14 protein-coding genes are annotated in these 24,500 nt (G+C 68.9%); 12 read left to right on the top strand and 2 right to left on the bottom strand.

Going from position 1 to position 24,500, the window contains the following annotated elements; all coding sequences use genetic code 11:
• Positions 1-3: 3 nt before the first annotated feature.
• Positions 4-429, top strand: coding sequence for a hypothetical protein (locus ACFQ0E_RS18390; protein ID WP_386826351.1), 426 nt, complete (start codon positions 4-6; stop codon positions 427-429).
• A 53-nt stretch (positions 430-482) separates the two neighbouring features.
• Here the strand turns inward: ACFQ0E_RS18390 and ACFQ0E_RS18385 are convergent, their stop codons facing one another.
• On the bottom strand, positions 483-1,796 hold the full coding sequence (locus ACFQ0E_RS18385; protein WP_137851969.1) for an MFS transporter: 1,314 nt from the start codon (positions 1,794-1,796) through the stop codon (positions 483-485).
• Positions 1,797-1,950: 154 nt separating this feature from the next.
• On the opposite strand from ACFQ0E_RS18385, the gene cyoA reads away from it, so the two are divergent.
• The 7 genes from cyoA to ACFQ0E_RS18350 all read left to right on the top strand — a co-directional run bounded on the left by cyoA (position 1,951) and on the right by ACFQ0E_RS18350 (position 8,847).
• Positions 1,951-3,024: a ubiquinol oxidase subunit II gene (cyoA, locus tag ACFQ0E_RS18380; RefSeq protein ID WP_386826349.1), complete on the top strand. Its 1,074-nt coding sequence runs from the start codon at positions 1,951-1,953 to the stop codon at positions 3,022-3,024.
• A gap of 125 nt (positions 3,025-3,149) precedes the next feature.
• Positions 3,150-5,129, top strand: a complete 1,980-nt coding sequence (gene cyoB, locus ACFQ0E_RS18375) for a cytochrome o ubiquinol oxidase subunit I (RefSeq protein ID WP_386826467.1) — start codon at positions 3,150-3,152, stop codon at positions 5,127-5,129.
• Entirely contained in the window at positions 5,122-5,751 is a 630-nt protein-coding gene (gene cyoC, locus ACFQ0E_RS18370; protein WP_386826348.1) for a cytochrome o ubiquinol oxidase subunit III, read from the top strand. The genes cyoB and cyoC overlap by 8 nt, the downstream gene beginning before the upstream one ends.
• Positions 5,748-6,170, top strand: a complete 423-nt coding sequence (gene cyoD, locus ACFQ0E_RS18365; RefSeq protein ID WP_386826346.1) for a cytochrome o ubiquinol oxidase subunit IV — start codon at positions 5,748-5,750, stop codon at positions 6,168-6,170. Before cyoC ends, cyoD begins: the two co-directional genes overlap by 4 nt.
• Positions 6,167-6,991: an SURF1 family protein gene (locus ACFQ0E_RS18360; RefSeq protein WP_386826344.1), complete on the top strand. Its 825-nt coding sequence runs from the start codon at positions 6,167-6,169 to the stop codon at positions 6,989-6,991. Before cyoD ends, ACFQ0E_RS18360 begins: the two co-directional genes overlap by 4 nt.
• Positions 6,966-8,321, top strand: a complete 1,356-nt coding sequence (locus tag ACFQ0E_RS18355) for an ATP-binding protein (protein WP_386826342.1) — start codon at positions 6,966-6,968, stop codon at positions 8,319-8,321. Before ACFQ0E_RS18360 ends, ACFQ0E_RS18355 begins: the two co-directional genes overlap by 26 nt.
• A complete protein-coding gene (locus ACFQ0E_RS18350; protein WP_386826340.1) occupies positions 8,311-8,847 on the top strand; it encodes a response regulator transcription factor in 537 nt (178 codons plus the stop codon). Before ACFQ0E_RS18355 ends, ACFQ0E_RS18350 begins: the two co-directional genes overlap by 11 nt.
• A 96-nt stretch (positions 8,848-8,943) precedes the next feature.
• Here ACFQ0E_RS18350 and ACFQ0E_RS18345 read toward each other — a convergent pair whose 3' ends face one another.
• The gene (locus ACFQ0E_RS18345) at positions 8,944-11,184 is read right to left on the bottom strand and encodes a carbohydrate binding family 9 domain-containing protein (RefSeq protein ID WP_386826338.1); all 2,241 of its coding nucleotides are present in this window, start codon (positions 11,182-11,184) and stop codon (positions 8,944-8,946) included.
• Between the two features lie 540 nt (positions 11,185-11,724).
• Here ACFQ0E_RS18345 and ACFQ0E_RS18340 point away from each other — a divergent pair.
• From ACFQ0E_RS18340 to ACFQ0E_RS18325, 4 genes are all read left to right on the top strand, one after another.
• Positions 11,725-15,072: a non-ribosomal peptide synthetase gene (locus tag ACFQ0E_RS18340; RefSeq protein ID WP_386826337.1), complete on the top strand. Its 3,348-nt coding sequence runs from the start codon at positions 11,725-11,727 to the stop codon at positions 15,070-15,072.
• Complete coding sequence (locus tag ACFQ0E_RS18335) at positions 15,069-18,416, top strand: non-ribosomal peptide synthetase (RefSeq protein WP_386826335.1); 3,348 nt, start codon at positions 15,069-15,071, stop codon at positions 18,414-18,416. The genes ACFQ0E_RS18340 and ACFQ0E_RS18335 overlap by 4 nt, the downstream gene beginning before the upstream one ends.
• An 86-nt stretch (positions 18,417-18,502) precedes the next feature.
• Complete coding sequence (locus ACFQ0E_RS18330) at positions 18,503-23,059, top strand: non-ribosomal peptide synthetase family protein (protein ID WP_386826333.1); 4,557 nt, start codon at positions 18,503-18,505, stop codon at positions 23,057-23,059.
• Positions 23,056-24,426, top strand: a complete 1,371-nt coding sequence (locus ACFQ0E_RS18325) for an MFS transporter (protein ID WP_386826331.1) — start codon at positions 23,056-23,058, stop codon at positions 24,424-24,426. Before ACFQ0E_RS18330 ends, ACFQ0E_RS18325 begins: the two co-directional genes overlap by 4 nt.
• The last annotated feature ends 74 nt before the right edge of the window (positions 24,427-24,500 follow it).

Here is a 24,500-nt window from a genome sequence, read left to right as displayed (position 1 = left end):
GCGATGAATCCCGCCTTGATGATCGGAGCGGGATTGACCGCCGCAGCGGCGCTGATGCACCTGGTCATCATTCTGGTCGGACCGCGCGCCTACCACTTGTTCGGCGCGGGCAACCGCGTCGTGCGTGCCGCCGAGGCCGGCAGCCTGTACCCGGCTGTCGTCACTGCGTGCATCGGCATGGTGCTGCTGGGCTGGGCGGCCTACGCGCTCTCGGGTGCGGGTGCCATCGCGCCACTGCCGTTCCTGCGCCCGGTGCTGACGGCGATCACCGCCGTCTACCTGCTGCGCGCCGTGCTCGGCCCGTTCACGCTCATCAACAACGGCCGCACCGCGCGCTTCGTCTGGATCAGTTCTGCGGTGTGCCTGGTCTACGGGCTGGCGCACCTGCTCGGGCTCGTCCAGCGCTGGGATGCGCTGGGCGTGCCGTAATCGATGCTGTTTCGAGATTGGATGCCTGATGTCCGAGACCGCCAGCCGGCGCTTCAGCTCTTGAAGTTGCGCGCGCGGTTGATGCCCAGCGCAGCGAGCGTGCCGATGGCGCCGGAGAGCAGGTAGGCGCCGAGCCAGGCGAGGCCGAAGTAGGCGCACAGGCCGAGCGCGACCAGCGGTGCGAAGGCGGCGCCGATCAGCCAGGCGAGGTCGGAGGTCAGCGCGGCACCGGTGTAGCGGTAGCGGCGGCCGAAGTTCGCGGTGACCGCGCCGGCGGCCTGGCCATAGGACAGGCCGAGCAGGGCGAAGCCGATCAGGATGAAGGCGTCCTGGCCGATCTTGCCGCCTTCCATCAGCGTCGGCGCGAAGCCGCTGAACATCGCGATGACGATCGCCAGCCCGCCGAGCGTGCGCGCGCGGCCGACGCGGTCGGCGATCAGGCCGGACGCGACGATGCCGCCCGCGGCGACGAAGCCGCCCAGGATCTGCACCAGCAGGAAGTCGACGATCGACTGCTCGGAGAACAGCAGGATCCACGACAGCGGGAAGATCGTGACGATGTGGAACAGCGCGTAGCTGGCCAGCGCCGCGAACGCACCGATCACCACGTGCTGGCCCTTGGCGCGGAACAATTCACCGACCGGCGTCGGTTCCAGCTCCAGTTCGCCCATGCGGCCCTGGTATTCCTCGGCGACGACGATGCGCAGGCGCGCGAACAGCGCGACCACGTTGATCGCGAACGCCACGTAGAACGGATAGCGCCAGCCCCAGGCGAGGAAGTCGCGCTCTTCAAGGCTGGCGTAGAGGAAGGCGAACACGCTGGCCGCGACGATGAAGCCGACCGGCGCGCCGAGCTGGCCGAGCATCGCGTACCAGCCGCGGCGTTCCTTCGGTGCATGCAGCGCGAGCAGGGACGGCAGTCCATCCCACGAACCGCCCAGCGCGATGCCCTGCAGCACGCGGAACAGCGCGAGCAGCACGATGGCAGTGGTGCCGAGCGTGGCGTAGCCGGGCAGGAAGGCCATGCCGGCGGTGGCGGTGCCGAGCAGGAACAGCGCCGATGTCAGCTTCGCGCCGCGTCCCCAGCGCGCATGCACCGACATGAACAGGATCGTGCCCAGCGGGCGCGCGACGAAGGCCAGCGCGAAGATCGCGAACGAATAGAGCGTGCCTTCGAGCCTGTCCATGAACGGAAAGAAAACGGCAGGGAACACCAGCGCCGACGCGATGCCGTACACGAAGAAGTCGAAGTATTCCGAGGCGCGTCCAACGACGACGCCGACGGCGATTTCGCCCGGTGCGACGTCGGGATGGGCGCGCGTGCCGTGGTCGTGCGTGGAGGCGGTGGGGCCGGTGACGGTGGACATCGGAGGCGGCTCTCGGGTGTGGGTCGGGGTCTTTCCGGATGAAAGCCTGACAGAACCGGGGCGCGCAGGGGATAGGACAAAACGTCCAATACTCGGGCCAACGGTGCGGGACTACATTGACGTCGATCAAAAACGACTGCGATCCATGTCCGCCATGACTTCCCTGCCCAAAATCCTGCGCGCCTTGCGCATGCCGACCGTCCTGCTGGCGGCGACCATGCTGCTGTCGGGCTGCGACCTGGTGGTGCTGAACCCGGCCGGCGACATCGCCAGCCGCCAGGGCGACCTGATCGTGGTCGCCACGCTGCTGATGCTGATCGTGATCGTGCCGGTGATCGCGCTGACGCTGTGGTTCGCCTGGCGCTACCGCGCATCCAACCGCAGCGCGACCTACGCGCCGGACTGGGATCACTCCACGCAGCTCGAACTGGTGATCTGGGGCGTGCCGCTGCTGATCATCATCGCCTTGGGCGCGGTGACCTGGATCAGCACGCATCTGCTCGATCCGTATCGTCCGCTGGATCGCATCGCCGAAGGCCGGCCGGTGCCGGCGCACGTCGAACCCCTGGAAATCCAGGTCGTCGCACTCGACTGGAAGTGGCTGTTCATCTATCCGGAGCAGGGCGTCGCGGCGGTGAACGAGGTCGCCGTGCCTGTCGACCGCCCGGTGCTGTTCAAGATCACCTCGTCCTCGGTGATGAACACCTTCTACGTGCCTGCGCTGGCCGGGATGATCTACGGCATGCCTGGCATGGAGACGAAGCTCAACGCGGTGATCAATGCACCTGGTGAGTACGAGGGTTTCTCCGCGAACTACAGCGGTGCGGGCTTCTCGCACATGCGCTTCCGATTCCATGGCTTGCAGGAGACCGATTTCCAGCGCTGGGTTGCGGATGCGAAATCCGGCGAGGGCGCGCTGACCCGCGCGGCCTACCTGGAGCTTGAAAAGCCGAGCAAGCGCGAGCCCGTGCGCCGCTTCGCGCGCGTCGACGACGGCCTGTACAAGGCGATCCTCAATCGCTGCGTCGACACCGACCGCCTGTGCATGGACCAGATGATGGCGATCGATGCCGGTGGTGGCCTGGGCATGGACGGCCTCGGCACGTTGGGGACGCCGCGTCGCGGCGATCCGCGCCTCGGCGCCTACGTCTCCGCCGAGGTCTGCACGCCCGAGACCGCGCGCCGCGCCGCGATGTCGCCCGTGCTCGGTGGCCTGATGGCGCCCTGACGCGCCTGTCTTCGCACGATCCGCTCCAGATTCTTCCGTCACCGATCCGCTTCCGGAACATCACGATGTTCACCCAGATGTCCACCCCGATGTCCATCGACAGCGCCGCCGTCCAACACTCGCCGATCTTCGGACGCATGTCGTTCGATGCGATCCCCATGCTGCACGATCCCATCGTCATGGCGACCTTCATCGGCTCCATGCTGGTCGGCATCGCCCTGCTCGCCGTGATCACGAAACAGCGGCTGTGGGGCTACCTGTGGAAGGAGTGGTTCACCAGCATCGACCACAAGAAGATCGGCATCATGTACATGGTGCTCGGCCTGGTGATGCTGCTGCGTGGTTTCGCCGACGCGCTGATGATGCGCCTGCAGCAGGCGATCGCCTTCGGCGACAACCTCGGCTACCTGCCGCCGCACCACTACGACCAGATCTTCACCGCGCACGGCGTGATCATGATCTTCTTCGTGGCGATGCCGCTGGTCACCGGCCTGATGAACTACCTGGTGCCGCTGCAGATCGGCGCGCGCGACGTGGCGTTCCCCTTCCTCAACAACTTCAGCTTCTGGATGACCGCCAGCGGCGCCGGCCTGGTGATGATGTCGCTGTTCTTCGGCGAGTTCGCCGCCACCGGCTGGCTGGCGATGCCGCCGCTGTCGGGCAAGGCCTTCAGTCCATCGACCGGCGTGGACTACTACATCTGGTCGTTGCAGATCGCGGGTGTCGGGACATTGCTATCGGGCGTGAACCTGCTGGTGACCATCATCAAGATGCGCGCGCCGGGCATGACCCTGATGAAGATGCCGGTGTTCACCTGGACCTCGCTGTGCACCAACGTGCTGATCGTGGTTTCGTTCCCGGTGCTGACCGCCGTGCTCGCGCTGCTGACGATGGATCGCTACCTGGCCACCAACTTCTTCACCAGCGATCTCGGCGGCAACGCCATGATGTACGTGAACCTGATCTGGATCTGGGGTCATCCGGAGGTCTACATCCTGATCCTGCCGCTGTTCGGCGTGTTCTCCGAGATCGTGTCGACCTATTCGGGCAAGCGCCTGTTCGGCTATTCGTCGATGGTCTACGCGACCGTGTGCATCACCGTGCTCTCGTACCTGGTGTGGTTGCACCACTTCTTCACGATGGGCTCGGGCGCCAGCGTCAACTCGTTCTTCGGCATCACCACGATGATCATCTCGATCCCGACGGGCGCGAAGATCTTCAACTGGCTGTTCACGATGTACCGCGGCCGCATCCGCTTCGAAGTGCCGATGCTGTGGACGATGGGCTTCATGATCACCTTCGTCGTCGGCGGCATGACCGGCGTCCTGCTCGCGGTGCCCCCGGCGGACTTCGTGCTGCACAACAGCCTGTTCCTGGTCGCGCACTTCCACAACGTGATCATCGGCGGCGTGGTGTTCGGCCTGTTCGCGGCGATGACCCACTGGTTCCCGAAGGCCTTCGGCTTCAAGCTCGACGACTTCTGGGGCAAGGTCTCGTTCTGGTTCTGGCTGGCCGGCTACTGGTTCGCGTTCACGCCGCTGTACGTGCTCGGCCTGATGGGCGTCACCCGCCGCATGAGCCACTTCGAGGATCCGTCGCTGCAGATCTGGTTCCAGATCGCCGCGTTCGGCGCCGTGCTCATCGCGATCGGCATCGCTGCTTTCCTGTTCTGCATCTACATCAGCTTCCGCCGCCGCGAGCAGCTGCGCGACCACACCGGCGACCCGTGGGATGGCCGCACGCTGGAATGGTCGACCTCGTCGCCGCCGCCGGCCTACAACTTCGCGTTCACGCCGGTGGTGCACGACAGCGACGCCTGGTGGGACATGAAGCGTCGCGGTTTCGAGCGTCCGACCAGCGGTTTCCTGCCGGTGCACATGCCGAGGAACACGGGCTCGGGTGTGATCCTGTCGCTGCTCGCCACCACCTGCGGTTTCGCCCTGATCTGGTACCTCTGGTGGCTGGCCGCTGCATCCCTGATCGCGCTGGTCGCGTATGCCATCTGGCACAGCTTCGACTACGACCGCGACTATCACATTCCTGCCGAGGAAGTTGCGGCCACGGAGCAGGCACGCACCGAGCAGCTGAGGGCTTCCCATGTCTGAGTCCATCGCCCTGAACCGCCCCGACGGCACCCCGGTCTTCCTGGACACGGAGGGTCGCCATCATCCCGAGAACGGCACGTTGCTCGGGTTCTGGATATACCTGCTCAGCGACCTGATGATCTTCGCCTGCCTGTTCGCGACCTACGGCGTGCTGGGGCGCAACTATGCGGCGGGCCCCTCCGGCGCGGACCTGTTCGAGCTGCCGCTGATCGCGGTCAACACGGCGGTGCTGCTGGTGTCGTCGATCACCTACGGCTTCGCGATGATCGCGATGCAGGGCCGCCGGGTGCGCGGCGTGATCGGCTGGCTGCTCGCGACCGGCCTGCTCGGTGTCGCGTTCCTCGCGATCGAGATCTACGAGTTCGCGCACCTCATCCACCTCGGTGCCGGTCCGCAGCGCAGCGCCTTCCTGTCGGCGTTCTTCGCCTTGGTCGGCACCCACGGCCTGCACGTGCTGTTCGGCGTGGTCTGGCTGGTGGTGCTGTGCGTCCAAGTCCGCAAGCATGGCCTGACCCGCGCCAACATGCGGCGCATCGCCTGCCTCTCGATGTTCTGGCATTTCCTCGACGTCGTCTGGATCGGCGTCTTCACCTTCGTCTATCTGATGGGCACGCTCCCATGAACAACGCTTCCGCGAACAGCGACGCCATGCGCGACCTTCACGCGCACCACGAAGACGATGCGCACCACGACGACGGCATTCCGCATGTATCGCTGCGCGAGTACATCAACGGTTTCGTGCTGTCGGTGGTACTCACCGCCATCCCGTTCGCGCTGGTGATGACCGGCAGTTTTTCCGACTCGCGCGTCGCGGCGGTGGTCCTGCTGTTGTTCGCGGCGGTGCAGGTGGTCGTGCACATGGTCTATTTCCTGCACATGAACACCAAGTCCGAGGGCGGCTGGAACCTGCTGGCCCTGGTCTTCACCGCCGTGCTGGTGATCATCGTGCTCGCCGGGTCGCTGTGGGTCATGCACCACCTCAACAGCAACATGATGCCGGGCGAGCACGACATGCAAGAGATGATCAAGGCCGCGCAATGACCGTCGACCGCGCCACCGAAGGCACCGCCACCGATCGCCGCGACCGCGCGCGTTCGCCGTGGTCGGTCGTCCTCGGTACAGCCCTCGCGGTGGCGTTCGTCGGGTTCATCGCGCTGGGTGTCTGGCAGCTGCAGCGCATGACCTGGAAGCAGGCGCTGATCGAACGGGTCGATGCACGCCTCGCGGCCGAACCCGTGGCGCCGCCGCCGCGCACGGCCTGGGCCGGCGTGAGCGAAGAGGGCGACGCCTATCGGCGCGTCATCCTGTCCGGGCGTTTCGTCGAGGTGCCCGAAGTGCGCACGCAGGCGGTCACCGCGCTCGGGGCCGGCCACTGGCTGCTGGCGCCGCTGCGCACGGACGGCGGCGACATCGTGCTGGTCAATCGCGGCTTCGTCCCGCAGGGCGTTGAGGCCGCACCGCCGCCGGCCGGATCGGTCACGATCACCGGCCTGCTGCGGATCAGCGAGCCCGTGGGCGGCTTCCTGCGCCGCAACGATCCGGCTTCGGATCGCTGGTATTCCCGCGACGTGGCGGAGATCGCCCGCGCACGCACGCTGCCGGCGGCCGAGGTCGCACCGTACTTCGTCGATGCCTTCTCCACGGCCGGGCCCGGGGTCGCCACGGATGCCCGCTGGCCGCGCGCCGGGATGACCGTGGTGCGTTTCCGCGATCCCCACCTGTCCTATGCGCTGACCTGGTTCGGCATGGCCTTGCTCACCGCGTTCGCGACCTGGCGACTGGTCGTGTCCGGGCGGCGTTTCCGGCAAGATCGGGGCCCGCGAGGAGATTTCCACCATGCAGGCGCCATCCCGCACCGCTGAGCCATCCGACGAGCTCGCCATCGCAGGCCTGCGGGGTCTGCCCGAGGCGTGGCCGCAGGACCGCACCGGCCTGCGCAACATGCAGCAGCTGATCCAGCTGCGCTGGATCGCGGTGGTCGGGCAGGTGGTCACCATCCTCGTCGTGCACTACGGCATCGGCATCGACCTGCCGCTGCCCGCGATGTTCGCGGTGCTGGGCACGCTCGTGGCGTTCAACCTCGCCAGCCAGCTGCGCTGGTGGCGAGATGGCCCGGTGTCGAATGCGGCGCTGCTCATCGCGCTGATGGTGGACGTGGTCACGCTGGCGGTGCAGCTGCACCTCAGCGGCGGCATCGCCAACCCCTTCGTCTTCCTGTTCCTGCTGCAGGTCGCACTCGGCACCGTGCTGCTGCGTCCGCCGGCGAGCTGGGTGCTGGCGCTGGCGACCGTGCTGTGCGTGGTCGGGCTGATCGCGGTGCCCGCGCCGGTGCACATCGACGTCGACCCTGCGCGCGGCTTCGCCGATCACTACGTGCAGGGCCTGCTGATCTGCTTCGTGCTGGTGGTCTCGCTATTTGTGGTGTTCATCGCCCGCATCGCGCGCATCCTCAGCGACCGCGACGCGCGCCTGGCCGAGCTGCGCCAGCGCGCCGCCGAGGAGGAGCACATCGTGCGCATGGGCCTGCTCGCCTCGGGCGCGGCGCATGAACTGGGCACGCCGCTGTCGACGCTCTCGGTCATCCTCGGCGACTGGCACCACCTGCCGACCTTCGCCTCCGATCCGGAGCTGTCGCAGGACGTGTCGGAGATGCAGGCCCAGGTGATGCGTTGCAAGTCCATCGTCACCAACATCCTGCTGTCGGCGGGCGAAACGCGTGGCGAAGCGCCGGTCGAAACGTGCCTGCACGACCTGTTCGACGACCTGGCCGACGAGTGGCGGACCTCCCGCAGCGTCGGCCATTTCCACTACCGGATGAAATGCGCCGAGAACCCGCGCATCGTGTCGGATGCGGGCCTGCGCCAGATGGTGTTCAACGTGCTCGACAACGCCGTGGAGGTCTCGCCGGACTGGGTGGCCTTCGATGTCGACTGCCGCGATGGCGCGCTGCGCATCGAGGTTGCCGATGCCGGCCCCGGCTTCGCGCCCGAAGTGCTGGAGCGCCTGGGCGCGCCCTACAACTCGACCAAGGCCCGTCCGGGTGGCGGGCTGGGACTCTTCCTTTCGGTCAACGTGGCCCGTACGCTGGGCGGGCGCCTGTCGGCGCAGAACCGCCCGCAGGGTGGCGCCCTGGTGACAGTGACCCTGCCGATGTCCGCGATCGCCATCGAGGAGCGCGACCATGACGACTGAACGCCGCCTGCTGCTGGTCGAGGACGATGCATCCTTCGCCCGCACCCTCGCGCGCTCGTTCGAGCGACGCGGCTACGCGGTGCGCACCGCCACCGGCGAAGAGGCCCTGCCTGCGCTGCTCGCGGACTTCTCGCCGACGCACGCCGTGGTCGATCTCAAGCTGGCCGGGCAGTCGTCCGGGCTGACCTGCGTGCAGCACCTGCACGAGCACGATCCCGACATCGTCATCGTCGTGCTCACCGGCTACGCCAGCATCGCCACCGCCGTCGAGGCGATCAAGCTCGGCGCGCGCCACTACCTCGCCAAGCCGTCCAACACCGACGACATCGAGGCCGCGTTCAAGCGCACGGCCGGCGATGCGGGCGTCGAGCTGACCGCGCGCACCACCTCGATCAAGACGCTGGAGTGGGAGCACATCCACGAGACCCTGGCGCAGAGCGACTTCAACATTTCCGAAGCCGCGCGCCGCCTCGGCCTGCACCGGCGCACGCTGGCGCGCAAGCTGGAGAAGCAGCGGATCAAGTAGGGCTTGTCGCATCGTGCAGGCGATGCGTTGCCGAAACGACGCGGGCCGGCGAATGCCGGCCCGCGTGCGTTCCGATGCGGGGGCTGCGCCCCGTGATCAGAGGTTGAACAGGTAGGTCAGCTTCATGAAGATCTGCTTGCCGGTTTTCAGGTTCAGGCCCTCCGTCGGCTGGATCACCGGCGGGCTGCCGACCAGGCGCAGGTTCTGCTCCTGCTCGGTGTAGCCCACGTACAGCGCGGTGCCCGGGCTGAGCACGTAGCTGACCAGGAAGTCGGTGGTCAGGCGCTTGGTGCGCGGCGCCGCGAACAGCGTGTTGTTCGGATCGAGCGCGGCGTAGTCGAAGATCACGCGTGCGTCGAGGAACTTGCTGAACTGGTAGCGGATCTTGGTGCGCGACTGCGTGCTGCGATAGGCGCGGCTGCCGGCGTCGTTGCCGTTGATCGCGCGCTGCGTGCGCAGGTCGGTCCAGATGAACTGCTGGTTGATCAGGAACTGCGGGGTGATCTTGAAGTCCGCCGAGGTCACCAGCTGGCGCGAGTCGCCGAGGAACGGGTCGACGCCCGGCGCGGGGAAGAAGTTCACCGCGTCGCCATGGTTGTAGCTGACCGAGGCGCTGAGCCACTTGAACCAGTCGGAGCTGGCCGCGAGGCTGATGTTGCGCTTGCGGAAATCGAAGCCCTGGTACAGCTCGTAGGACTCGATCAGGCGCGCCTCGAACGAGGTCAGGCGGCGGCCGTTGATGCGGTAGCCGGCTTCGGCGCTCCAGTCCTGCAGGTCGCCGTCCTGGTCCCAGGTGCGCGAGGTCGCGAACACCGGGCCGGCGCTGACCAGCCACGGGCGTTCGCTGAACTGGTGCAGGTAGGACAGCGAATGCGTGGTCTGGCGGATGTCGGTGCGCGGGATGAAGCCGAGGTCGGCGCGGAAATCCTCGCCGATGTCCAGGTACTCGCCTTCGTAGCTCCATTCGCGGCTCGACCGGCTGGCGGCTGCGTACAGGAGCCGGTCGTCGCCGCTGATGCCGGCGCCGTTGTCGAAGCGGCTGCCCACGACCTGGCCAGTGAGCGCCCAGTTGTCGTTCAGGCGCACGCGGCTGTCGAGGCTGTAGACGCGGTTCTCGACATCGCCGACGCGCCGGTCGCTGAGGAACAGGCCGACGTTCGACTGCTTCGCGAAGTCGCGCTGCACGCGCAGCACGCCGATGTGACCGGTGTCGTCGGTGCCCAGCGGCAGGCCTGCGGCTTCGTCGTTGATCGCCAGCGCGCCGACCGCCCAGCGGCCGAAACGGCCGGTGGCGCGTGCGCCGTATTCCGGATCGACGATGCGGCGCGAGAAGAACAGCGACTGCGGGGTGCCGAAGAAACCCGAGTTTTCGAGGAAGAACGGGCGCTTTTCCGGGAAGCGCACTTCGAAGCGCTGGTTGACAATGACCTGCGGCGCATCCGATTCGACTTCGCCGAAATCCGGGTTCACGGTCAGGTCGACCGCGAGCGCGTCGCGGATCACGAACTTGGCGTCGAGGCCGACTTCCGTCTCGGTCTCGCGGCGGATGCCGGGCACGCCGAAGCGGTCTCGGCCCAGCAGTTCCTGGTTGCGGTAGGTCAGGGTGGGGGTGAGGCTGATGTTGCGGCCCGGGGAGATGCTGCTGTCGATCTCCATCGGCGCGAACTGCTGCACGAAGCCCTGCTTGCGCTGGGTGATGTAGGGCCAGTACGAGAACTCGCTGAAGCGCGGGATGATGCGGCCGATCGCCACGCCCCAGTTCTGCTTCTCGCCCGGGCGGAAGCGCAGGCTCTTGAACGGAATCTCGAAGACCGTGACGTAGCCGTCCTTGGTGATCGTGCCGTTCGACTTCCACTGCGTGTCGAAGTTGTAGTCGTAGCCCTGGCCCTCGGTGAGCTTGCTGTCGAGCTGCACGCCGTAGGGATTGGCCGCGAACACGAAGGCGCGCTGGTCGTCGTCGAAGGTGTCGAGCAGGATCTGCACGCCTTCGTCGCCGAAGATGTTCTCGCGCCGGGCGATGCGCGCACGCACCAGTTCGGGGTCGTCCTTGCACACGAACACCACATAGAGGTGGTCTTCGTCGTAGGACAGATAGGCCCGGGTCTCCAGCGAGACCGGGTTGCCGTCGCCGGGCGACTGCTGCTTGAACTCGGAGATCTCGATGCCGCGGTCCGCCGGCAGGCCGGCGACGTAGTCGTCCAGCTTCGGCGGCGCCGAGGCGCGCGGGATCTTCAGCGTGTCCTGCGCGCGGACGTCGGCGGCGCCGAGGCTGCCCAGCGCGAGCAGGGCGGCGAGGCAGTACGAGAGGCGGCAGTAGGAGAGACGCTTGCGTTGCATCGGAGAATCCTTTCGATGGGTGGTGCGGTCGTGCGGACTGCGTGGCCGGATCGCGGTCGCGACCCGGATTGGGGTGGGGAATTCATGGGTGCGGTGCCGGATGCCATCCGGTCCGCGGCGTTGCTGCTTGCATGCGTCCGTCCCTGGGCGCCCGGATCTAGGGGGCGAGGGGGCGTGGCGCCGATGCGGCGCTCCCCGGGACGCGCTCGTGCGTCGTCCGCTGACTGGGGTGCGGGGGCCGTGTCTGGCCTGCGCGGGGGAGCCTTGCCGTTTTCATCAATCGCCTGTCCTTGACGGGTGTCGTGGTGCAATCGGGTCTCGATCCCTGATACGGCACTGTGTCACTGATTCGTGACATGCGGCCGTGCCCGGACCTCCCGGGTATGTCCGGATGCATACGCTCGGGAATGGGTCAATCCGCCGATATGTGATCGCGGCTTGCAGAATAAGGCGGGTGTGGTAGCTTGTGAAGCGGGGATGCAGGAGCACGCCCGGCTGTCAATGTCCCGCCACAGCCGGTGTCACAGGGAAGTCAGGTAGATGAACGATTTGCAACAGCGCTTCGCGGGGTTGTCGCCTGAAAAGCGAGCGCTACTGGAACAGTCTGCTGCACGCGGCCGCACCGCGCGGTCCCGCATCCGCCGCGAACCCCGCCCCGAACGCATCCCGCTCAGCGCCGGCCAACGCCGCCTCTGGCTGCTCGACCGTTTCTCGCCCGGGCTCGTGGCCTACAACATGGCCCAGGGCCTGTGGCTCGAAGGCCCGCTGGACATCGAATGTCTGCGGGTCGCCGCGCAATCCCTGATCGACCGCCACGAGGTGCTGCGCACGATCTACCGCAGCGATGCCGGGCTGGCCTGGCAGGAGATCCTGACCGATTGCCCCGTGCCCTGGCACGAGGTGGATGTTCCGGGCATCGATACCGATGCGAGGCGCGCCGAGGCCCTCTGTCTGGCCCGCGAGGCGGTGGCGAAGCCCTTCGCGCTCGATCGCGAACCGCCAATCCGTGCACATCTTTTCCGCCTCGAATCCGAGCGCCACCTGCTGGTCCTGGCCTTCCACCACATCGCCATCGACGGCTGGTCGCTGAGCACCCTGGTCGACGAGTTGGCCGAGCGCTACACCCGCCTGCGCGCGGGCGATGCGACCCCGCTGGCCGAGCCCGAGCTGCAGATCGCCGACGTGGCCCTGTGGCAGGCGCGCAGCCACGATGGCGAAGGCCTCGACCGGTCGCTTGACTTCTGGCGCGGCCATCTCGCCGATGCGCCCGCCATGCTGGACCTCCCCGGCGATCGTCCGCGTCCGGCGGTGCAGCGTTTCCGCGGCGATGTCCTCACCACCGTCATGCCGCAGGCGCTGCGCGATCGCGTCGACGCCTTCGCGCGATCGCGCAACGTCACCCCGTCGACCGTGCTGTTCGTCGTGCTGCAGATGCTGCTGGCGCGATACAGCGGCCAGGATCGCGTAGTGGCCGCGATGGGCCATGCCGGCCGCACCCGGTTCGAGCTGGAGCCGATGGTCGGCTTCTTCATCAACCTGCTGCCGCTGGTGGCGGACGTCGCCGACGAGCCGACGTTCGATGCCCTGCTCGCACGCGCGCAGGCGAAGCTGCTCGAAGCCCTGGAGCATGCCGACGCGCCGCTCGACCGCATCCTCGAAACCCTGCGCGTCGCGCGCTCGGCGAGCTACACGCCATTCGCGCAGGTCATGTACTTCTTCCAGAACTATCCCGCGCACGCCCTGCGCCTGCCTGACCTGCGCGTCGACGCAGTGCACTGGTCCGACCTGCGCCCGCCGACCGCGCAGGCCGACCTGTCGCTATTCGTGAACCAGCACGCGCCGGGCGAGCTGATGGTCGAATTCAGCACCGATCTGTACGACGCCGACACCATCCGGCGCATGGTCGGGCATTTCCTCGCTCTGCTGGAGGCCGCGCTCGACGCGCCGCAGCGGCCGGTGTCGCAGCTGTCGATGATGACTGCCGAGGAAGTCGCGGCGCAGGCGCGCTGGAACGACACCGTGCGCGCGTTGCCGGACGATCCGACCATCGCCGCCCAGATCGCGGCGCAGGTCGCGCGCACCCCGGACGCAACGGCGCTGGTGTTCGGCGATCGTGCGATCAGCTACCGCGAACTGGACCTGCGCGCGAACGCGGTCGCCCAAGCGCTGCGTGCGGCCGGGGTCGGTGCGGGTGCGCTGGTCGGCTTGTACGTCGAGCGTTCGCCGGCGATGGTCATCGGCCTGCTCGGCATCCTCAAGGCCGGCGGTGCCTACGTGCCGCTCGATCCGGCCTATCCGCAGGATCGCCTCGCCTACATGGTCGAACTGTCCGCCGCGCAGGTGATCGTCACCCAGCCGGAGCTGCGCGACTGCCTGCCGCTGGCGGTGCCGTCCGTGGTCGAGGTAGACGACGCCGCGCCGCACGACGGTCTGCCGTCCGCGCCGCCCGACGGTGGCGCCGGCCCCGACGATCCGGCCTACGTGATCTTCACTTCCGGCTCCACCGGGAAGCCCAAGGGCGTGGAGATCCGCCAGCGCTCCGCGGTGAACCTGATCCGTTCGATCGCGCGCGAACCGGGCATGACCGCCGACGACACGATCTGCGCGATCAGCACGCTGTCGTTCGACATCGCGCTGACCGAACTGGTCGTGCCGTTGACCGTGGGCGCGCGCATCCTGCTGCTCGACCGCGACACCGTGCGCGACGGCCTGCGCCTGCGCCGTTTCATCGAAACCGCGCGGCCCACGCTGATGCAGGCCACGCCCGCGACCTGGCGCATGCTGCTGGACGTGGGTTGGCCGGGCGATGTGGCGATGCGCATCATCTCCACCGGCGAGGCCCTGCCGCGCGAGCTGGCCGAGCGCCTGCTGCCGATGGCGCGCGAGCTGTGGAATCTCTACGGTCCGACCGAAACCACGGTCTATTCCGCGCTGTGCCGCGTCGAGCCGTGCGAGGGACCGATCCTCGTCGGGCGTCCGGTCGACAACACGGTCATCCACATCGTCGACCGACGCATGCAGCGCCAGCCGGTCGGCCTGCCGGGCGAACTGCTGATCGGCGGCGAAGGCCTGGCCGCGGGCTATCGCGGTCGCCCGGACCTGACCGCCGAGAAATTCATCGCCGATCCCTTCTCGTCGCAGCCCGGCGCGCGCCTCTACCGCACCGGCGACCTCGCGTTCTGGCGTGCCGACGGCACGCTGCAGGTGATCGGGCGCATCGACCACCAGATCAAGCTGCGTGGGTTCCGCATCGAACTGGGCGAGATCGAAAGCGTGCTCGCGCAGTGGCCGGGCATGCGCCAGGTCGTGGTGCATTGCCGTGAGGACGTGCCCGGCGACCGTCGCCTGGTGGCGTACTTCGTCTGCGAGGCTGAAGGCGATGCGCCCGACACCGCAGCGCTGCGCGAACACCTGGGCCGCGCGCTGCCCGAGTACATGGTGCCGTCGGCGTTCGTGGCGCTGGACGCCTTCCCGCTCACGCCGAACGGCAAGATCGACCGCAACGCGCTGCCGCCGCCGGGCCTCGCGGCCGGGCAGGGCGAGACGCTCGCACCGCGCACTGCGGAAGAAGCCTTCCTGGCTTCTCTGTGGAAGGAGCTGCTCGCGCTGCCTGCCGTGGACGTGCGCGCGGGCTTCTTCGACCTCGGCGGGCACTCGGTGCTGGCCACGCGGATGCTGTCGCGGGTGGTGCACGAATACGGCATCGAATTGCCGCTGCGCGCGCTGTTCGAGTCGCCGACCCTGGAAGGGTTCGCTCGGCGCATCGTCGAAGCGTGCGAGGAAGACGACCGCAGGCACATGGAAGCCCTGCTCATCGAACTCGAAGGCCTCAGCGAGGATGAGGTCGCTCGGAGGTTGTCGGAACGAGAGGGAGCAGGAAACGCATGAGCGAACTTGATCGGCGCCTGTCCGGCCTGTCGGCCGAGAAGCGCGCGCTGCTGATGCAGCAACTGGCGCGGCGCAGCGGCGCACCGGCGCAGCAGGACATCGGCCGCAGGCCCAGGCCCGAACGGCTGCCGCTGTCGTCGGCCCAGCAGCGCCTGTGGATCCTCGATCGCCTCGATCCGGGCAACAGCGTCTACAACGTCACTGCGGTGACGCGCCTGATCGGGCAACTCGATGTCGATGCGCTGACGCGCACGCTCGGCGAGATCATGCGTCGCCACGAAAGCCTGCGCACGGTCTTCGTGCAGGATGCCGAAGGCCCGATGCAGCGCATCCTGCCGCCGGTGCCGATGCCGCTGGACCGCCATGACCTCACCGATCTGCCCGCCGAGGCGCGCGCGGACCGCGCGCGGGCGATGGCGAAGCAGGATGCGGTCGCGCCGTTCGACCTGGAGCGCGGGCCGATGCTGCGCGCGCAGCTGCTGCACCTCGACGACGACCAGTGGCAACTCGCGATCAGCGCGCATCACATCGCCATCGATGGCTGGTCGATGGGCGTGATCTTCCGCGAACTGGCCGCGCTGTATCCCGCGTTCCTGGCTGGCGAGCCCTCGCCGCTGCCGGAACTGCCGCTGCAGTACGTCGACTACACCCTGTGGCAGCGCGACGAAGCCGAGGGTTCGGCGATGCGCGCGCACCTCGATTACTGGACCGGGCGCTTCCAGTCCCTGCCGCCCGTGCTGGACATCCCGGGCGACCGGCCGCGCCCGGCCGTGCAGAGCTATCGCGGCGACGTCTTCATGCACGTCCTGCCGCTGCCGCTGCTGGAAGGCATGCGCCAGCTGTCGCGCCAGGAAGGCGCCACGCCGTTCATGGTGTTCCTCGCCGCCTTCCAGACCCTGCTGTACCGCTATTCGGGGCAGGACGACATCGTCGTCGGCGTCGGCAACGCCAACCGCCCGCGTCGCGAACTCGAAGCCCTGGTCGGCTTCTTCATCAACACCCTGCCGATGCGCACGGACCTGTCGGGCAATCCGACGTTCCGCGAACTGCTCGCGCAGGTGCGCGCCACCACGCTGGACAGCTACGCCCACCAGGACCTGCCGTTCGAGCGCCTGCTGGAATCGGTCAACGTCGAACGCAGCCTGAGCCACAACCCGCTGTTCCAGACGATGGTGTTCTACCAGAACTTCCCGGATCCGGGACTGCAGCTGCCCGGGCTCAGGCTGGAGAACGTGCCGATCGAGAACGCGCATTCGGGCACCGCGCGCGCCGACCTGACGATCTTCGCCAGCGAGCACGAGAGCGGCCTGCGTCTGCTGATGGAGTACGCGACCGACCTGTTCGATGCGGACACCGTGCAGGCGTTCGCGCGTCATCTGCAGACGCTGCTCGCCGCCGCGGTCGCCGATCCGGCGTGCCGGATCGACCAGATCGCGATCCTGCCCGACGACGAGCGCCAGCGCATGCTCGTCGAATGGAACCGGACCACGCGTGCGTTGCCGCCGCAGGCCACGCTGCACGGGCTGTTCGAGGCCCAGGCGGCGCGTACCCCGCAGGCCGTGGCGGTGGTGCAGGGCGATGCCGTCGTCTCCTATGCCGAGCTGGACGCGCAGGCGGGCGCCGTCGCTGCGCGGCTGCGCGCCCATGGCGTCGGCCCGGGCGCGATGGTCGGCCTCTACCTCGAACGCACGCCGCGCATGCTGGCGGCGCTACTGGGCGTGCTCAAGGCGGGCGCGGCCTACGTGCCGCTGGATCCGGGATTCCCGCGCGAGCGCATCGCCTGCATGCTCGAGGACGCCGCCGCGCCCGTGGTCATCGCCGATGCCGCGATCGCATCGCAGCTGCCGCCGGGCGCGCATGCGCTGCTGCATGCCGGCGAGATTCTCGATGGTGCTGCGCTCGGCGGTGCAGCGCTCGATGCGGCGGTCGTGGCAGATGCCGACGAGACCGCCTACGTGCTGTTCACCTCGGGATCGACCGGCCGTCCGAAAGGCGTGCGCGTGCCGCACCGCGCGACGGTCAATTTCCTCGCGTCCATGGCCCGCGCGCCCGGACTCGGACCGGACGACACCCTCTGCGCGATCACGACACTGTCGTTCGACATCGCGTTGCTTGAACTGATGCTGCCGCTCACCGTCGGTGCGCGCGTCGCGCTGGCCGACCGCGCCACCGCCAGCGAGGGCGAAGCGCTCGCGCGCCTGCTCGATGCCGTCGATGCGACGGTGATGCAGGCCACCCCGGCGACCTGGCGCATGCTCCTCGATGCCGGCTGGCGTGGACGTCCGGGCATGCGCCTGCTCTGCGGCGGCGAGGCGCTGCCGCGCGAGCTGGCCGATCGCCTGCTCGGCTGCGGCAGCGAACTGTGGAACGTCTACGGCCCGACCGAAACCACGGTGTGGTCGACGATCGAGCGCGTGCAGCCCGGCGAGGGCGCGGTGAGCATCGGTCGGCCGATCGACAACACGGAGGTCTACGTCGTCGATGCGCGCATGCAGCCCGTGCCGGCGGGCGTGCCCGGCGAACTGCTGATCGGCGGCCTGGGCGTGGCGCAGGGCTACCTCGATCGCCCCGAGCTGACCCGCGAGAAGTTCATCGCCGATCCCTTCGGCCCGCGCGCCGGCGGCCGGCTCTATCGCACCGGCGATCTGGCCCGCTGGCGCCGCGACGGCACGCTCGACGTGATCGGCCGCATCGACCACCAGGTCAAGCTGCGCGGCTTCCGCATCGAACTCGGCGAGATCGAGTCCGTCCTGCTGGCGCGCGACGATGTGGCCGAGGCGGTGGTGGTCTGCCGCGAGGATCGTCCGGGCGACAAGCGACTGGTGGCCTACGTGGTGCCGGCCGCAGGCGCTGCGCTCGACATCGCCGCGCTGCGCGCCACTGCGCGCGACCGCCTGCCGGACTACATGGTGCCCTCCGCGTGGATGGCGCTGGAGCGGATGCCGCTGACGCCGAACGGCAAGGTCGATCGCCGCGCGTTGCCGCCGCCGGAAGCCAGCGAGGCGGAGGAACATGCCTACGTCGCGCCGCGCACGCCGGAGGAAAGCGACCTGGCCGCGATCTGGGCCGAAGTGCTGGGCAAGCCGCGCGTCGGCGTGCACGACAACTTCTTCGAACTCGGCGGGCATTCGCTGCTCGCCAACCAGCTGGTCTCGCGCATGCAGAAGCGCTTCGGTACCGACATCGGCCTGCGCATGGTGTTCGAAGCGCCGACCGTGGCCGAGTTCGCCGAGAAGCTGCTGCAGATGCGCCTGGGCGCGATCGACGAGAGTGCGCTCGCCGGCATGCTCGACCAGCTCGAAGGGCTGTCCGAAGCCGAAATCCTCGAACTGCTCGGCAGCTGAGGCCGACGGCCCGCCTGCGACAGCCGCGACGCCACCCCATACGACACACACGACACAACAGACATGCTCCAGGAGACCCGCACGACATGACGTCGACCACCGACACCCCGGCCGCAGGCATGAGCGCAGCGCTCGCCGAGCGCATGGCCAAGCTCAGCCCGCAGCAGCGCGAGCTGCTCGTGCGCAGCCTGGCCCGTCGCAGCGGCGGCGCGCCCGAGCCCGAGGCTCCGTGGCCGCGCGCGGTGCCGGGCCAGGCCCTGCCGCTGAGTTCCGCACAGCGGCAGATCTGGGTGTTCGAACGCCTCCAGCCCGACAGCGGTGCGTACCTGATCTACGAGAGCCGGCTGCTCGAAGGCGTGCTGGATGTCGATGCGCTGTCCCGCGCGTGCGAACGCATCGTCGCGCGCCACGACGCGCTGCGCATGCAGTTCCGCGAAGAGGCCGGCGAACCGGTGCAGGTGGTGGTGGACGACTGCGGTTTCGCGCTCGCGCACCTGGACCTGAGCCATCTGCCCGAGGACGAACGCGAGCGGGCGATGCGCGATGCCGTGGATCGCCTGGCGATCGAACCGATCGACCTGTCCCGCGCGCCGCTGCTGCGCATGCAGCTGATCCGCCTGGCGCCGGACCGTCACGTGCTGACCGCGACCACCCACCACATCATCGCCGACGGCTTGTCGCTGGGCGTGATCTGGTCGGAGCTGTCCAGCGACTACAACGCGCTCTGCGCCGGCGACGATGGCGGCGTGGCGGTGCCGCTGCGCTACGCCGATTACCTGCTGTGGCAGCGCGAGCCCGCCGCGCGCGAGCGGCTCGAGCGCCAGCTCGCGTTCTGGCACGAGGCCCTGCGCGGTACCAGCGGCCTGCTCGACCTGCCTACCGATCGTCCGCGCGGCGCGGTCTTTTCCGCGCGCGGCGGGCGCCATGTCTTCACGCTGCCCGACGGGCTGCATGCGCGCCTGGGCGCGCTGGCCCGGCGCGAGAACACCACGCTGTTCGTGCTGATGCTGACCGCCTGGCAGACGCTGCTGTCGCGCTACTCGGGCGATCACGACATCGTCGTCGGTTCGCCGGTCGCCAATCGCAACAGCGACGGCCTGCAGCGCATGGTCGGCCTGTTCATCAACACCATCGCCCTGCGTGGCGACCTGTCCGGCGATCCGGGCTTCCGCGATCTGCTCGCGCGCAATCGCGACCACGTGCTGCGCGCGCTCGAGAACGCCGATGCGCCGCTGGAGCGTGTGATCGAAGGCGTGCGCATCGAGCGCGCACCGGGGCGCACGCCGCTGTTCCAGACCATGTTCGTGCTGCAGCCGAAGGCGGCCGGCAGCGGCGAATCGATGACCGGCCTGCGTTCCACCGGCCTGCTCCCGGCCACGCAGAGCGCGCGCTTCGAGATGACGCTGTCGCTCACGGAATGGTCGGGCGGCTTCGAGGGCCTGATCGACTACGGCGCCGACCTGTTCGAGCCGGAGACCATCGCGCGCATGGCGCGTCATTACGTGACCCTGATGCAGGGCATCTGCGATGCGCCCGAGCTGCCGGTGTCGCGCCTCCCGCTGCTGGAGGCCGACGAGCGTGCGGCGGAGATCGCGCTGGGCGACGGCGGCCCCGCACTGGCCGGCGATGGCGAGACCCTGCACGCACTGTTCGCCGCGCAGACCGCGCGCACGCCGGATGCCGATGCGCTGGTGGTGCCGACCGCCGACGGTCCGAAGACCTGGTCGTACGCGCAGGCGGCGGCGCAGGCCAATGGCATCGCCGCATGGCTGCACGCGCAGAACATCGGCCGCGAGGCCGTGGTCGCCGTGCTCGCGGACCGCTCCGCAGAAGCGGTGCTTGCGGTGCTCGGCACGCTGGTCGCCGGTGCCGCCTACCTGCCGCTGGACCCGGGCAGCCCCGACGAGCGGCTTGCCTTCCTGCTCGCCGACTCCGGCGCGCGCGCGCTGCTCGTGCCGCCGGCCCTGTCGGCGCGTGCCGAAGCGCTGCCGCAGAGCCTGCCTGTCGCGCGGGTGGCCGACCTCGCGCCGGCCGATGCGCCGCCCGCCGTTGCGTCGACGGCCTCGGATGCGGCGTATCTCATCTACACCTCCGGCTCGACCGGCACGCCCAAGGGCGTGGTCGTCGAGCATGCCGGCGCGGTCAACCTGGTGCGCGGCTTCCTGGCGCGGCATCGCTTCGAAGGCCAGCGCCTGCTGATGATCCCGCCGCTGATCTTCGATGCCTCGGTCGGCGACGTGTTTCCCGCGCTGGCCTGCGGTTCGGCGCTGGTGCTGCATCCGGCGCCGACCGAACTCGGCTCGGTCGAGCTGGAACGCTTCTGCCGCGACTTCGGCGTCACCGCCATCGACGCGCCTGCTGCGCTGTGGCGGCGCTGGAGCGAAGGCTGGGCGCTCGCATCGCGCAGCGGCCCGCTGCTGCCCTCGCTGCAGCTGATGATGATCGGCGGCGAGAGCGTGCCGATCGAACAGGTGCGCCGCTTCGCCTCGATCACCGACGGCCGCGTCGTGCTGTGCAACCACTACGGCCCGACCGAGGCCTCGGTCTGCGCGACCCTGCTGCCGACCACGCACGCCGCCGAGGTGATCGCCGCGGACCTGCCGATCGGCCGTCCGCTGCCGGGCGTGCGCGTCTACCTGCTTGATGCGCACGGCGAGCCCGTGCCGCGCGGCGTCGCAGGCGAGCTGTGCATCGGCGGCATCGGCGTGGCGCGCGGCTATCTCGGCGCGCCCGAGCTGAGCGCCGATCGCTTCGTCGCCGATCCCTTCGCCGGCGGCGACGCGCGCATGTACCGCACCGGCGACCTCGCGCGCTGGACCCTGCATGGCGATGGCGCCCCGGTGCTGCAGTTCATCGGTCGCCGCGACCATCAGGTCAAGCTGCGCGGCGTGCGCATCGAGCTGGGCGAGATCGACAACGCGCTGGCCTCGCTGCCCGGCGTGCGCGCGGCGGCGACGCTGCTGCGCGAGGATCGTCCGGGCGACAAGCGACTGGTGGCCTACGTGGTCGCCGACGCGGGCATCGACGCCGCCGCGCTGCGTGCCGGCCTCGCGCGCCGACTGCCCGAGGCGATGCTGCCGTCGGCCTGGGTGCTGCTCGCGAGCATGCCGCTCAACGCCAACGGCAAGATCGATCGCCGCGCACTGCCCGCGCCGACCGCGGACATGGCGGCCGAGCGCGTGATCCGCGCGCCGGCCACCGCGACCGAGGACGCCGTGCTCGCTGTCTGGCGCGACGTGCTCGGCCGCGACGACCTGAGCACCGACGACGATTTCTTCTCCTGCGGCGGCGATTCCCTGTCGACGCTGCCGCTGGCGTTCAAGCTCAATGCCGCGTTCGGCATCGAGGTGCCGCTGTCGTCGATCTTCGCCACGCCGACGATCGTCGGCCTGGCCGAGACCATCGATCGCATCCGCAGCGGCGACGCGCCCGATGCGCTTGACCTCGACGCCAAGGTCGTGCTAACCGAAACCATCGACGCCGCGCGCGTCGCGCCGCCGCGCGCGCCTCGCGACAGGCCGCGCTCTGTGCTGCTCACCGGTGCGACCGGCTTCCTCGGCGCCTACGTGCTGCGTGACCTCATCGACTTCAGCGACGCCGAAGTCGTCTGCCTGGTGCGCGCCGATACGCCGGAGGACGGCATCCGCCGCATCCGTCGCAATCTCGAAAGCTACCGGCTCTGGCGCGACGGCGACGAACGCCGCCTCGTGCCGGTGCTCGGCGACCTGGGCAGCTCGCGCCTGGGCCTGGACGAGGCCGGTTTCGCCGCGCTCGCCGATCGCGTCGACGCGATCGTGCACAACGGCGGCCAGGTCAACTTCATCGCGCCCTACGAAACCCTGGAAGCCGCGAACGTCGGCGGCACCCGCGAAGTGCTCGCGCTGGCCACCCTGGGCCATCTCAAGCCGGTGCAGCTGGTGTCCACGCTCGGCGTCTACCTCACGCGCCGCCATGTCGGCGTGGTCGTCGCCGAAAACCACGCGCCGCCGGACGGCGCCGGCCAGTACAGCGGCTACAACCAGAGCAAGTGGGTGGGCGAGCAGCTGGCGCTGGTCGCGCGCGCGCGCGGCGTGCCGGTGGCGATCCATCGTCCGGCGCGCATCACCGGCGACGTGCAGCACGGCATCAGCAACCCGGGCGACTACTTCAACGCCTGGATCCGCGGCTGCGCCCAGCTGGGCCTGGCGCCGCACCTGCCGGGCGACTTCTTCGACATGACCCCGGTCGACTACGTCGCGCGCACCGTGGTCAAGGTGCTGCTCGGCGCGGGCGACGCCAGCGGCAACTACCACTACTTCAATCCGCGCACCCTGCCGGCCACCGAGGCGGTCGCGGTGATGCGCGAGCGCATCGGCGGCATCGACGAAGTGCCGTACGCGCAGTGGCGTCGCGCGCTGCTCGATGCGGTGGCCGCCGGCGCCGACAACGCGCTCAAGCCCTTCGCCGGTCTGTTCCCCGAAGAAAGCGGCGAGCCGCGCGAACCCGGCGCCGACATGCCGGTGTTCGACTGCAGCGCCACCGAAGCGGTCGCCGCGTCCTTCGGCGCCGTGTGTCCGCCCGCCGATCGCGCGCTGTTCGAGCGCTACGTCCGCTTCCTCCAATCCAGCGGCGCCCTGCCGTGCAATTCCACGGTGACCGCATGAACGACCAGACCCTCGCCGCTGCAGCGCCGACCGACGGCTCCTACTTCTCGCGCTTCCGCGGCATGCGCGATTTCCTGCTGGTCTGGACCGGCCAGCTGATCTCGGGCATCGGCACGCGCTTCAGCGCCTTCGCGCTGGGCATCTGGGTGCTGGAGAAGACCAAGTCGACCCTCGACTTCGCGATGATCTTCGTCGCGATGTCGATTCCCGCGCTGATCCTGCTGCCGTTCGCGGGCGCGCTGGTCGACCGCTGGAACCGGCGACGGGTGATGATCGCCTGCGAACTCGGTTCGGCATCCGCGATCGCCGTGCTTGCCACGCTCAATGCCTTCGAACTGCTGCAGGTCTGGCACATCTACGTCGGTGTCGGTGTTTCGGCGATCTGCAACGCCTTCATGCAGCCGGCCTACGGCGCCAGCGTGCCGCTGCTGGCGACCCGCGAGCACCTCAGCCGGGCCAACGGCCTGATCCAGACCGGCAACGCCATCGCGCTGCTCGGCGGCCCGCTGCTGGCCGGCATCCTCTACAAGATCATCGGCATCGACGGCATCCTCTTCGTCGATGCCGCGACCTTCCTCGCCGGCGCGGTCTGCCTGTTCCTCGCGCGCGTGCCGCAGCCGCCGCACGACCCGGCGGCTGCGAAGCCGAACATCCTGCGCGAAGCGCACGAAGGCTGGCGCTACATCGCCGAGCGTCGCGGCCTGTTCGGCCTGCTGACGGTGTTCGGCATCACCAACTTCTTCTTCGGCATCGCCAGCATCGCGATCTACCCGCTGGTGCTGTCGATGGGCACGCCGGAAATGGTGAGCTACCAGATGGTCGCCGGTGGCTTGGGCCTGCTGCTGGGCGGTGCCATCGTCACGTTCCTGGGCTGGCCGAAGCACAAGGCCGCCGGCATCCTCGCCTGCACGATGCTCGGCGGCGTGGCCATGGCCGCGCACGGCGTCTACCCGTCGCTCTGGCTGATCATGGCCTGCGGCTTCTCGCTGTTCGTGACAATCCCGATCGTCAACGCCGCGATCGCCACGCTGTGGCAGACCAAGGTGCCGTCGCAGTTGCTGGGACGCTGTTTCGCCATCCTGCGCGTGATGACGGAAGCGGCGATGCCGGTCGGCTTCCTGCTCGCCGGCCCGCTGGCGGACTTCGTGTTCGAGCCGGCGCTCATGCCCGGCGGCGCGCTCGCCGACACGGTGGGCGAGCTGATCGGCGTGGGCAAGGGGCGTGGTCACGGTTTCATGTTCGTGGTGCTGGGGATCGCGATGGTCGTCGCTGCTGCGATCGGTTATTCGATCCGCGCCATCCGGCGCGCCGATACCGACCTGCCGGATGCGGTGGTCGCGCCGGCACCGGTCGCGGCATCGGCATGAGGACAGCGACATGGATTCGCCACAGGCGGGCAGGGGACAAGGTGACCGGAGAGCGCGTGAATCCGACATGCGGT

It is taken from the genome of Lysobacter brunescens (assembly GCF_042677005.1).
Classification (GTDB): domain Bacteria; phylum Pseudomonadota; class Gammaproteobacteria; order Xanthomonadales; family Xanthomonadaceae; genus Lysobacter_I; species Lysobacter_I brunescens.
This window is presented reverse-complemented; position numbering and strand designations above follow the sequence as displayed.